The organism is Fundicoccus ignavus, assembly GCF_009659375.1.
Taxonomy (GTDB): Bacteria; Bacillota; Bacilli; order Lactobacillales; family Aerococcaceae; genus Fundicoccus; species Fundicoccus ignavus.
The window spans coordinates 20777-33881 of sequence record NZ_WJQT01000017.1; the positions used below are offsets into that span (position 1 = coordinate 20777).

General features: G+C 35.0%; 10 protein-coding genes. 2 read left to right on the forward strand and 8 right to left on the reverse strand.

The annotated features are described in order from the left end of the window. Positions 1 to 4: 4 nt before the first annotated feature. A complete protein-coding gene (locus GF867_RS10380; protein WP_153833040.1) occupies positions 5 to 2005 on the reverse strand; it encodes a V-type ATP synthase subunit I in 2001 nt (666 codons plus the stop codon). Then, positions 1995 to 2318: a hypothetical protein gene (locus GF867_RS10385; RefSeq protein WP_153833041.1), complete on the reverse strand. Its 324-nt coding sequence runs from the start codon at positions 2316 to 2318 to the stop codon at positions 1995 to 1997. The genes GF867_RS10380 and GF867_RS10385 overlap by 11 nt, the downstream gene beginning before the upstream one ends. A gap of 357 nt (positions 2319 to 2675) precedes the next feature. Between GF867_RS10385 and GF867_RS10390 the strand changes: the two genes are divergently transcribed. Further along, complete coding sequence (locus GF867_RS10390; RefSeq protein ID WP_153833042.1) at positions 2676 to 3038, forward strand: hypothetical protein; 363 nt, start codon at positions 2676 to 2678, stop codon at positions 3036 to 3038. An 86-nt stretch (positions 3039 to 3124) separates the two neighbouring features. Here GF867_RS10390 and GF867_RS10395 read toward each other — a convergent pair whose 3' ends face one another. The 6 genes from GF867_RS10395 to uvrB all read right to left on the reverse strand — a co-directional run bounded on the left by GF867_RS10395 (position 3125) and on the right by uvrB (position 12559). Further along, positions 3125 to 3724, reverse strand: a complete 600-nt coding sequence (locus tag GF867_RS10395; protein ID WP_153833043.1) for an energy-coupled thiamine transporter ThiT — start codon at positions 3722 to 3724, stop codon at positions 3125 to 3127. Between the two features lie 11 nt (positions 3725 to 3735). Then, positions 3736 to 5424 carry a ribonuclease J gene (locus GF867_RS10400; RefSeq protein ID WP_153833044.1) on the reverse strand — a complete coding sequence of 563 codons (1689 nt, stop codon included), beginning with the start codon at positions 5422 to 5424 and terminating at the stop codon, positions 3736 to 3738. A gap of 218 nt (positions 5425 to 5642) precedes the next feature. Beyond that, positions 5643 to 7742, reverse strand: coding sequence for a polyribonucleotide nucleotidyltransferase (gene pnp, locus GF867_RS10405; RefSeq protein WP_153833045.1), 2100 nt, complete (start codon positions 7740 to 7742; stop codon positions 5643 to 5645). A 175-nt stretch (positions 7743 to 7917) separates the two neighbouring features. Next, positions 7918 to 8187: a 30S ribosomal protein S15 gene (gene rpsO, locus GF867_RS10410; protein WP_153833046.1), complete on the reverse strand. Its 270-nt coding sequence runs from the start codon at positions 8185 to 8187 to the stop codon at positions 7918 to 7920. A 157-nt stretch (positions 8188 to 8344) separates the two neighbouring features. Then, positions 8345 to 10390, reverse strand: coding sequence for an acyltransferase family protein (locus GF867_RS10415; protein ID WP_153833047.1), 2046 nt, complete (start codon positions 10388 to 10390; stop codon positions 8345 to 8347). Positions 10391 to 10573: 183 nt separating this feature from the next. After that, positions 10574 to 12559: an excinuclease ABC subunit UvrB gene (gene uvrB / locus GF867_RS10420; RefSeq protein WP_153833048.1), complete on the reverse strand. Its 1986-nt coding sequence runs from the start codon at positions 12557 to 12559 to the stop codon at positions 10574 to 10576. A gap of 220 nt (positions 12560 to 12779) precedes the next feature. Between uvrB and rpsT the strand changes: the two genes are divergently transcribed. Beyond that, positions 12780 to 13034: a 30S ribosomal protein S20 gene (gene rpsT, locus GF867_RS10425; protein ID WP_153833049.1), complete on the forward strand. Its 255-nt coding sequence runs from the start codon at positions 12780 to 12782 to the stop codon at positions 13032 to 13034. Positions 13035 to 13105: the final 71 nt, after the last annotated feature.

Here is a 13105-nt window from a genome sequence, read left to right on the forward strand (position 1 = left end):
AATATTACTCCTCCGTACCATTATTTTCTGATAAATTTATATATTTTTCTTCTGTTTTTAAAGGTTTAAATGGTTGACCGTTCCCGGTATAGAATTTACCGAAAAACTCTACAAAAATTAAACGCAAACTATGTACCGCTGCAGTTAACATCGATAAGAATAAGTTAAAGAAATGTAACGCAGCAAAAATCAGTATCCCGATTGTAAAACGACCTACTGGCGGAAGATATGCCACAATCATATTAAAGGCTGCTGCAATACTCACTCCAGATAAACCTAAAGCCATTAAACGAGAATAACTAATCACGTCACCAAAGTAACTCACTCCATTAATCAAACCTAAAAGTCCACCACCTAAACCAGAAATACTTCCAGCTTCGATGACATTTCCGACAAAGATTCCAATCAAACTTAAAGCGGCTACCCAACCACCTACTGTTGATAAAACAGAAAATGCTGGGAAAAACATGCCAATGACTAACATCAACAGGCCGAGAATAATTATCATCCAAGCCAAGCCCTCAGTATAAGCAAGTGCGTATTTCTTATCTTTCGCTTTCAAATAGACATTCAAACCAAAAGCGATTAATAAGTGAACCAAACCAATTCCAATAGAAATAATCATTACAACCGTAATATCATTATTAATATCGATTAATTGGAATGGTAAAGTAAATCCAAAGAATGAGCCATACACTAAGCCCCATCCAATAATTGACCATGAGAGAATATGGACTAACTTGACTGTATTTTTCTTAGATTTATCTAACTTTAAGAGTTTCAAAGGAATTGCAGATAATAACATAAGTAACAATCCATATCCCAAGTCAGCAATCATCATACCGAAAAAGACGAAGAAGAAAGGCATAACAAGTGGTGTTGGGTCTACTTCACGATAATTAGGTAATCCATACATTGTGGTTAACATTTCAAATGGTTCAACAATACCATTATTTTTAAGTTTAGTTGGAACATGGTCTAAATCTTGTTCCGATACTTCTGAAACTTTAACAATAACGGACTCTTCGAAATTCTTCTTAACAAGGGCTAAAAAAGCTTGCGTATTATCAACTTCGATCCAACCTTGAATTGAAATCAAATGTTGCGTTCTAGCAATATGCAATTTCGCTTGTTCTCGCAAACTCAAGTTAGCAACATACTCATACTGAAGTTTCAATTCAGCTAATAAGCTATGGGAATTTTTTAATTCATTTAGAATATCAGCACGTTCTTGACTGTATTGTTTGATGGTTGCTTCCATCTCTATAATTTTATCTGCTGGTAATTTATTTGAGGTATATTCGAACGATGTAAATTGATAATCTTTTAAATCCTGAATAATTTCTTTACTTTCAAAATCTTTTAAAAAGATAATAACGCCATAATCATGTTCATCAATAAACACAGTTTCATGTTCTAAATCAACATTTTCTCGAACATATTTAATAAATTGATCTTCATTGGTGCTTGGAACAGTTCCCACTAGAGCTCGAACATATTGAAATTTATTTAGTTCATTTGGTGTAACTGTCAGAGGTTTCCATTTTCTTAAATCCTCTAGTTGCTCTTTTGTCGATTCAATCTTATCTGCTAAATCGTTGTATGTCTCGGTTAAATGATTTACCCGATCCACTATATGGTATTCATCGAAGGTTGCCCCGCTTTGTTCAACTTCATCAAATGAAACCGAAGGTTTTACTTGCTTTAATTTTTCAAAAAAAGACGGTTGTGATACATATTCTTCAATTTGAAAAATAGCTCTTTCAATTCTTTGACGTCTTTTGGTTAATTCTTGTAGAAGTTCGTTATCAGTTAATGGTTTTGCATCCGTCTGATCATAATCTTCAATTAATTCTTTTGTCTCTTTATTAACACTCTGCCATTCTTTTATTTCATTTAAATTAATGATTTGAATTTGCTGTAACTCTTGAACTACTTTCAAAACATTATCTAATTCGTTCTCTGGAGCTAGCAAATTTACTTTATTCATTAAACTAATCGCCATATCTATTCACCACCTCTTGAACAATTTGTCGAACAAGTTCATCTTTTCGCTCTTTTAAAGCTTGTTCGCGTTTAATGTTATTCGTTTCAATCGAATGAGTTAATATCTCTTCAGCATTATTTAATTCTTCAGTTTGCTTCTCTTTTAATTCTGATATACGAACCTCGGTTTCGTGATCGAAGATCACTTCATCTTCCGCTAATTTAGCTTCAATCTCTTTTCTTGAAGCTTCTATTTTTTCGTCATAGATCTTTTTGATTTTTCTCGCTTCATCCTCAATTGATTGAATGACTTGCAAAGTTGTTTTAGCCATTAAAACACCTCCCATGCATCGACTAATTTTTTTGTACATTCCAATTATAGCAAAATCCAAGTGCTTTTTCAGGTTTTCTGTCTTTTTTTATACAGTAAACGTTTTCGGTTTCATAACATTTTTCACATTGATTGAAATTATCCATTGACAAAAAGAACAACCGTTCGTATAATGAATATACAAACAAACGTTCGTTGTATCCGATTATAAAATGATGCTATCAACAATTGCGAACAAAAATAATTATATGACATATTTATTAACTAATTGTTAACAATGTTAATTAATCACAATCTAAATAATTTTTATTAAATTTAAATTTAACAGACAATAAATCACAAAACAGGAGGATTTCTGATGGAATTACCAATTTCGTTTAATCAAAACATTAAACTTTTAAAGCAATTACAACAATATACTGAGTCAATTTTTTCGCCCTTTCTAAGAGAAACACCTCATATTCAAGAAAATAGTTTTATCATGCCCTTGTATTTAGTTGAGACCGCTTTGCATGACCATTACGTTACGACGCAGCCTATTTGGGTTACTTATGAGTTTTATGATAAAATGAATAAAATTCATCAAGCAACAATTCTTGTGACCGTTCAGTCAACTGTACTACCGGATCGTAGAATTGTTTTAAAAGAGCTAAATCAAAATCGAAGCTTAATACTAGATTTAGAGCAAATTCTCACGGTGTCTGCCAACATCGCTGAGTAAGCTTCGACATTCATACTTAAACTTTAATCCCCGTTTGAGTGTATAAAAAAACATCTTATTCCTTTTTGAATAAGATGTTTTTTTGCTTAATCATTTAATAAAGATGACGTTTCTTTACGCGTTAAATATTTAGTACGAGCCGGAATAATCCAACGAGGCATCGCTTTAGCTGCAGTACAAAGTAAGACAGCAGCGGCTACCGCCATTAATGCAAAACTTGCCCAAAATTCTAGTTTACTAATACTTAATTCTGTCAAATTACCAGTCCCCATTGGAACGATAAAGAATTTCAAAGCGAAATAAGTTAAAGTAACCAGAATACTTGCAGTTGAAATATTTAAATAAGTTGATTTTAGGCGACGATTATTGAGCGTTTTCTGTGTGTACTTCGCGAATAATCCTGCTAGTCCACTCGATAATAAAGGTAAAATTTCATAAAGTATAATATTAACCCATTCACTAAAGTGGAAATCAATTAAGCCGTTGATTAAACCTGTCATAGCTGCCGCTAAGACTGCAGTAGACGCACCATAGCGTAAAGCCAACCAAATTAATGGTACTAACACTAAACTAAAATGCAAATTAGTAAAGCCATTAAAGATAAACTCAAATAATTGATGCACAGAAACACTTATAGCAATTGCTAATATCATGTCAAATACTAAACGAATTGAACGTTTATTCATCTCAACTCTCCCTATTCTTTGTCGTTTTGTGGTTGATAATTTGACGCTTCCATAATGATTGGTAAAATTACTGGACGACGTTTTGTCTCTTTGAATAAGAATTTACCTAATCTTTCACGTAAATCCCCCTTCAATTCGCTCCAATCAAAGTCTTCACGCACAATATGTTCTTCTAAAACATCAAGCGTCATATCAGAACAAGCCTCAATTAAATCAGTACTTGTTTTCATATAAACAAATCCACGTGACGTAATTTGTGGTCCAACTAAAATACGTTTTAGACGACGAGAAATTGTTGCTACAACAACAAATATTCCATCTTCACTTAAGATGCGTCGGTCTCTTAAAACAACATTTCCAATATCACCCACACCGATACCATCAACCAATACATTACCAGCGGGTACTTGCCCTGTCATTGAAGCTTTACCTTTACTAAACTCAATCACATCACCTAGTGCTGGAATAAATATGCGATTATCGTCAATACCCAGTTGATTCGCTAATTTAGCATGAGCGGATAACATTCTAAATTCTCCATTGATTGGAACTAAATATTGAGGATTCATGTAGTTAATCATCATTTTCAGGTCATTAGGTCCACCATGTCCTGATGTTTTGAAGTTGTCAGTCACAGCTTTAACACTTGCACCTGCACGATAGATCATATCTTGTGTTTTAGCTAAAACAGTTTCCATTGTAATCGATGGAGTTGTCGCTAAATAGACTAGGTCGCCTTCTTTAATATTTACTTCTGGATGACGATCCTGAGCCATTAATTGTAATGTTTTAATCGGTTCGCCAGTACCACCAGTTTCTAAGATGACAACTTTATTATCTGGAGTTTTATCCAAATCTGAAATTTGACCAAATACTTTAACACTTGGAATTTCAATTTTATCTAATTTAATCGCAACGTCTACTATTTCATACATATTTGATCCTGGCATGAAAATAGTTCTTTTTGATTGGTAAGCTGCATCTAGCACTTGCTGAATACGTGCAATATTGCTACCAATACTTGCTACAATAACACGACCTTCTGCGTTACGGAATGTTTCAGTGATATCTTCTGCAACAACACGATCACTTACGTTTTCAACAGCACTCTCCGCTTCAGCTGAATCACTTAACAGAGCTAATACGCCTGATTCACCAATGTCAGTTAAACGACCGAAAGTCGTTTTATAAAGTGGTGATGCACTCGCATCAAATTTAAAATCACCTGTATAAACGATGGAGCCGTCTTCAGTACTCACAACGATTCCGACTGAATCTGGAATTGTATGTGTCGTTCTAAAGAAGCTAATAGTTGCATCGTCAAATTCAATTTCAGTGTCATCATCAATCTTGAAGAAGTTTTCTAAACGATCCTCCAAGCCTTGTGCTTTAGCTGAAATACTCGCTAATTCAATCGTTAATTCTGTACCGAATACTGGCGCATCAATTGTACCTAATAGATAAGGCAAAGCTCCCATTGCATCAGCGTGACCATGCGTCAAGAAAATACCAACAATTCGATCAGCGTTTTCCTCTAAATAACTGAAATCTGGAATAACTGCATCAATTCCTAATAATTCATCTTCCGGATAAACCAAACCACAATCTAATACAAAGATTGAATTGTTGATTTCTACTACATAAATATTCTTACCTTCCTCACGGACGCCACCCAAAGGAATTATTTTTATTTTACTCATTTTACACCTCATTATTCTTATTACATTTTTCATTACATGTGTTTGATAAAAGTCATACAATTTTACTAGTTCATTATTGAGAAAATTGCATTCAATTTAATAAATATTACGTTACATGTCACTCTTCATGTTCTCGAATATTATAGCATACTTCCATATAAATGAAAAAAGTAAATGGTTAGCTAAGCTGACCATTTACTTTAATGTTTGTACTTATTTTATTTTTCTAATAAAACCTTACGTGATAAGTTCACGCGTCCACGATCGTCAATTTCAATAACTTTAACTTGAATTTTTTGACCTAATGATAAAACATCCTCAACTTGATTTACACGGTGGTGCTCTAATTCAGAAATATGCACTAAACCATCTTTACCAGGTAATACTTCAACGAATGCTCCAAATTTTTCGATACGTTTTACAGTACCTTCATAAACTTCGCCTACTTTTACTTCTTTAACTAATAATTCAATCATTTCTTTTGCTTTGTTAATCATATCTTGGTCAGCAGACGCAATACTTACTGTACCACTTTGATCGATATCAATCTTAACGCCTGTCGCATCAATAATCGAATTGATTGTTTCGCCACCTTTACCGATAACCACTTTAATTTTGTCTGGGTTAATCGTAATTAAGTCAATTTTAGGTGCATATGGACTTAATTCAGGACGTGGTGACGCAATTGTGCTTGTTAATTCATCTAAAATTTCTAAGCGAGCTGCACGTGCTTGCGTTAAAGCTTCTTCAAGAATTTCCTTCGTAATACCTTGGATTTTAATATCCATTTGTAAAGCGGTGATACCTTCAGATGTACCGGCTACTTTAAAGTCCATGTCTCCTAAGTGATCTTCTAAACCTTGAATATCAGTAAGAACAGTATAATTTTCACCATCCATTACTAAGCCCATTGCAATACCAGCAACTGGAGCTTTAATTGGCACACCCGCATCCATTAAAGCTAATGTTCCAGCACAAATACTTGCTTGTGATGAAGATCCGTTAGATTCTAATACTTCAGAAACTAGACGAATTGTATAAGGAAATTCTTCAGCTGATGGAATTACTTGTAATAACGCACGTTCCCCTAAAGCACCATGTCCGATTTCACGACGACCAGGACTACCTACACGTCCTGTTTCACCGACAGAGAAGTTAGGGAAGTTATAGTGATGAATAAAACGTTTAGCTTCTTCCGTTCCTAAACCATCAATAATTTGATGTTCACCTAAAGGTGCTAATGTTGCTGCAGTTAAAGCTTGAGTTTGTCCACGTGTGAATAAACCAGAACCGTGAACACGCGGTAATAAAGCAATCTCTGAAGCTAAAGGACGAATTTCGTCAATTTTACGACCATCTGGTCTTACACGTTCGTGTGTAATTAAACGACGTACTTCATCTTTTTCTAAGTCATGTAAAGCTGTATTAACATCTTTCATTAACGCATCGAAGTCTACTTCATCTGCAAATTTCTCTGCAAAATAAACTTTAGCGGCTTCCATTACATTAGCGACTGCTTCTTCTCTTGCTTTTTTCTCTTCAGTTTGAATCGCTTGAACCATTTGATCTTTAAATAAAGTATTTAATGGTTCTGTTACTTCTGAACGAACTTCAGCAATATCAAATTCGAATTTCTCTTTACCAACTTCAGCTGCAATTTCTTTTTGGAAAGCAACTAATTCTTTTATCGCTTCATGACCAAATAGTAACGCTTCTAACATGTCGGCTTCGCCAACTTCTTTAGCACTACTTTCCACCATGTTGATTGCAGTATCAGTACCTGCAACTGTTAATTCAATATCAGTTACTTCTGCTTGTGCAACAGTTGGGTTAATCACTAACTCACCATTTACGCGTCCTACGTTAACACCTGCAATTGGTCCATCAAATGGAATATCTGAAATAGCTAGCGCTAATGAAGCGCCTAACATTGCTGCCATTTCTGGCGTACAATCTTGATCTACTGACAATACAGTATTTGTAATTTGAATTTCAGTACGCACACCTTCTGGGAACATCGGGCGAATTGGACGGTCAATTAGACGGCTAGTTAAAGTAGCGTTGTCTGATGGACGTCCTTCACGTTTAAGGAAGCCTCCTGGTACTTTACCAACTGCATACATTTTTTCAATGTAGTGAACAGTTAATGGGAAAAAGTCTCCCATTGATGGACGTTTTGAAGCAACTGCAGCTGATAAAACAACTGAATCACCATAACGAACTAATACCGAACCATTAGCTTGCTTAGCTAATTGACCGACTTCTACAGACAGCGGACGGCCGCCAAGCGTAGTACTAAATACTTTTTTTTCTGACATGATTTCTCTCCTCTAAAATATATTCTTCTTTGACCTCGGAGTTTCTTGCACTACTATACAAATATCAATTAATTCTAGCACGACAATTAACTCATACTTGAATAGTAGAATGCATCCGATATCATTTTAACCTATATAAAAAGGATGGCTGTTAGGCCATCCTTAATTGATTGAATTAACGACGTAAACCTAAACGTTGGATTAGTTCACGGTAACGTTGAACATCCTTCTTACGTAAGTAAGCTAATAAGTTACGACGGTGACCAATTTTTTTCATTAAGCCACGGTATGAATGAAAATCTTTTTTATGCGTACGAATATGTCCGTTTAAAGAGTTAATATCTGCTGTTAATACGGCGATTTGCACTTCTGGAGAACCAGTATCTCCTTCGTGAGTTGCGTACTCTTTGATAATTTCATTCTTGCGTTCTTTTGATATTGCCATCTCATTCCACCTCTTTCTATTTAGTATGCCTCACGCTAAGTATTACGTTGGTGATTCGTAAAACTGAGCACGGGTCAGTGTGATTATCACACTCAACTAATTTACAGTATATACAGATAAAAAGCAACTAAAAATTCTTAAATTAATATAAATAATATTAATCTGGACTTTCTGTTACGAGTACCTCATATAATCTCTCAGCAACTAATGCATTAAAATTCGCACGTCCCACTTCCGGACTATGATGAATATCATCACCATCGTACCATTCTGGATGCCCTTGTTGAGCCGTGTACCAGTCAATCTCGTAAACATTGTCGTATTCTTCCGCATATTGCTTAATCATTTTATTCACTTGGTCGATATGCATCACACGTGAATTAGTATTAACAAAGAAAATCTTACGATCACCTGCTACTGAAATCAATTGATCCATTCCTTCTTCATCTAAACCGGCATTCGTTCCAAGTACTACAACTAAGTTTTCTTTAACAAACCCATCGTATACTAAACTATCCAAAATCGAAACCGCATCCCAAATTTGTAGACTGCCTTGGCCATAGTGATTACCATTTAAAAAGACCGACATAGCTTGTGGACCACTTATATAGACTAAAGAGTCACCGAAAAGTGTAACGGGTACTTCAGTTGCAAACAAAAGCACCTCAGGATCTAATAATTCATATGTTAACGGATTGGTCATTTCAACTTGGTCAAAAACCGCTTGGTTTTCAGCATAGATGCGCTGAGCTTCGGCACTTACTTGTTGTGCATCCATAGTACTTTTCATGAGCTCATCATGAAAATCACGAATCTGTCTTTCTGTAAGGAAGTGTGTATCCAATACTTGGTCGATTTTCAATAAGTACTCTTTGTTCTTGGTTATTCCCCTTTCAAGCGGATGAGGTTCTGCTTGAATATTCGCACTCGTCTGAAATGCCTGATATTCTAATTGAAACTGCGTTAAGCGAATATTATCATCTGCTTGAATTAACCCAAAGACAAACAACACTAATAAAGTTAAGTATAAAATCCACGATATAAATTGTTTTTTATACTCGAACACCTGTTGAAGTGCATTTATCAAGGCTTCATAGTCCGCTTTAAAATTAAAGCTAGAGCCAAACCATAGATATAGCCTTTGACGTTCAATTAATTGATAGAAAATCTCTCCAATAATTCCTAATAAAACAACAGATAGTATGTTAATTAATAACATATTTCCGTTAAAGAAACGAAATTGACTCATCATAAATACGATGACTGGGTAATACCATAAATAATAGGAATATGATCGTTTACCCACATAGGTTAAAGGAGGCAACGAAAGCCACAGTGTAACACTTTGAGCTCTGACACTAATTAAGAATACTAAAATCATACTCAAGATATTAAACACAGGTAACCATAAATGATACGTAATATCTACTTGATCTTGCGTAATTAATACCAAAAATATCATATCAATCACAGTAATCATGCCGATAATATTATAAAAGACACGTTTTTCTTTTATTACTGATATCAATCTCAGTATATTTGGTAGCAAATAAGCCGTCGCAATACCAATCGCAAAAGAAGATATTCTTGTTTCAAGTCCATAGTATACTCTTGATGGATCTTCACCCGGAGCATATAAATACCAAACCATTACATGACTAAATAATACAATCATTAACCAAAAAATTGCTTTTGAAGTCACGGAAAAATTTAAACGGCGCGTTAAAAGCACCAAAGGAATACACACAATAAACGATTGCAAATAAAGTGCATTATACCAAAGATGAGTAAAAGGCGAAGCATTCGTCATCTGGACAAAATAAGAGCGTTCAGCTGATATTTGAAAAAAGTTATTATAAAAAAACAAACCCGAGAATATATCTCCCCTGATATGTTTAAGTTCTTGTGGATAAGCAATTACTAAGCCCACAACAATTAGGAGAATCAACCAGAAAACCGGAATGAATAATCTTTCTACAGTTTTTTTCAAATAATGACCAATTGCTGGCCAATTAATCCGATAATTTATTTCTGGAATTTGTTCCATTTTCCTAGCAAAAAAATAACCTGAAACCACTAAAAATGTATTAACCAGTAAGAAACCACCTGGTATGACTGCAGGAAATAAATGATAGGCAACTATTGAAATGATGGCGATTCCCTTTAAACCGTCAAAACTAGGAATACGTTGCGTTTTGCGCATGTCCCTCACCTTTCTTTTCCACTCTAAATGTGTACATGATTTCTAATTATAATGTAAACAACTTGATTAGTGAAGGTTAATAATTCTTTAAACAGGAAGTCCATTTCATAAAAATGCATCAATATTCATCACTACACTTTTATCCATAGAATATCTCAATACTGATGCATTAATAGCGCTAGTTTATTTAAATGTCGCTTTAAGTTCCATAATGATATCACGTAAATCTGCGGCTGCTTCAAAGTTTAAATCCTTCGCATGTTGTTTCATCTCTAACGTCAAGCGTTCTAATTCTTCTTCACGTTGTAAACGAGATAAAGCTTTAAATTGTTTTAAGATATTCTCTTCTCTCTCTTCACTTTCTACATCATGACTAATACGAATCAAATCTCGAACATCTTTCTTAATCGTCTTAGGGATAATTCCATGTTCTTCATTGTAAGCCATTTGAATTGAACGACGACGCTCAGTTTCTTCTAAGGCATAATCCATGGATTTAGTGATTTTATTAGCATACATAATAACACGACCATTTTCATTACGGGCTGCCCGTCCAATCGTTTGCACTAATGATCGCTCACTTCTTAAGAAACCTTCTTTATCAGCATCTAATATTGCAACTAAAGATACCTCCGGAACGTCCAAGCCTTCTCTTAATAGGTTAATACCAACTAAAACATCAAAAATACCTAAACGTAAATCACGAATGATTTCAGTTCTCTCCAGCGTTTTAATATCACTATGAAGATATTTCACTTTTATATCAAGTTCCTTCAAGTAATCGGTTAAATCTTCTGACATTTTCTTAGTTAACGTAGTGATAAAGACTCTTTCATTAAGTTCAGTACGCTTATTAATTTCTTGTACCAAGTCATCAATTTGTCCTTCAATTGGTCGAACTTCCACAATTGGATCTAGCAAGCCTGTTGGTCGAATAATCTGTTCAACAAACTCACCATTTGTATGTTCCAACTCATAAGGTCCTGGTGTAGCCGAAATATACATAATTTGATTCACACGTTCTTCAAACTCTTCTAACTTCAACGGGCGGTTATCTACTGCACTTGGCAATCTAAAGCCGTAATCTACTAATATCTCTTTACGAGCACGGTCACCGTTGTACATACCACGTATCTGCGGCATCGTCATATGCGACTCATCGACCACGATTAAGTAGTCATCTGGAAAGAAATCTAACAAAGTATACGGCGCTTCACCTGGCTGACGTCCATCCATATGACGTGAATAGTTCTCAATACCATTACAGTAGCCCATTTCTAATAACATTTCGATATCATAATTTGTTCTTTGTTCTAAGCGTTGTGCCTCCAATAATTTATTTTCGCTTCTTAAAACTTCCAAACGCTCTTCCAACTCTGCACGAATTGATTCCACAGCGGATAATGTTTGTTCATCATTCGCCACAAAGTGAGTCGCAGGATAAATAGGATAGTGCTCAACATCATTTTTAATTTCACCTGTTAGAACATCAACCACTCTAATACGGTCAATCTCATCACCAAAAAATTCTACACGAATCACTTCTTTATCACGGGATGCCATAAAAATTTCTAGTACATCACCCCTTACTCGAAAAGTCCCTCTTTGAAAATCTATATCATTGCGAACAAATTGCATTTCAATCAAGCGGGCTAAAACGGCATCGCGCTTTATTTCTTGACCCTGTCTTAAGGATAAAACATGTTCGCGGTAATTCTCGGGATTTACCAATCCATATATACACGAAACAGAAGCCACAACAATGACATCACGTCTCTCAAGCAAAGCTGAAGAAGCAGAATGTCTTAACTTATCAATTTCATCATTAACACTCGCCTCTTTTTCTATATAGGCATCAGAAGCCGGTACATAAGCTTCGGGTTGATAATAATCATAATAAGAGACGAAATATTCAACTGAGTTTTCAGGAAAAAACTCTAATAATTCACTATAAAGTTGCCCTGCCAGGGTTTTATTATGAGCCAGTACTAAGGTTGGCTTGTTCACAGCTTCTATAACATTCGCAACCGTAAAGGTTTTTCCTGTACCGGTTGCTCCCAGTAATACTTGTTCTCGCTTGTTTGCTTTTAGACCTGCTACTAATTGTTTAATCGCCTCTGGCTGATCTCCGCCTGGTTGATAAGGGGATACTACTTTAAAATCCACCATTCGAACCATCCTTTCTCGATGCTAATGATGTAGCATTCGTTATTTTTATTATAACATTTTCGTCAATTCTTACATAGAATAAGGCAATCGAAAGCTTTGTGAAAATATTTTACCATTATCGATAATTCATATTGCACTTGATAGGTGTTTTCATGTATAATGTTCCTTGTTGACTAAGTCGAGGACTTAATAGCAAATAAACAAGAAAGAGGTGACTAGCATGGCAAACAACGCATCAGCTTTAAAACGTATTCGTCAAAACGAATTCAAATCTGAAGTAAACCGTGCTCACGTTGCTGGAATGCGTACAGCAATTAAAAACTTCCGTAAAGCAGTAGAAACTGGCGAAGGAAACGCACAAGAATTATTTAAATTAGCGGTTAAAGAAATTGATAGCACAGCAAACAAAGGTCTTATTCATAAGAACAAAGCTGCTCGTGACAAATCACGTTTAAGCGCATTATTAGCTAAATAATTTTCAATAAGAAAAACGTCGAAGCAACTCGTAATTGAGTAACTTCGACGTTTTTTATTATTAAGTTAAAA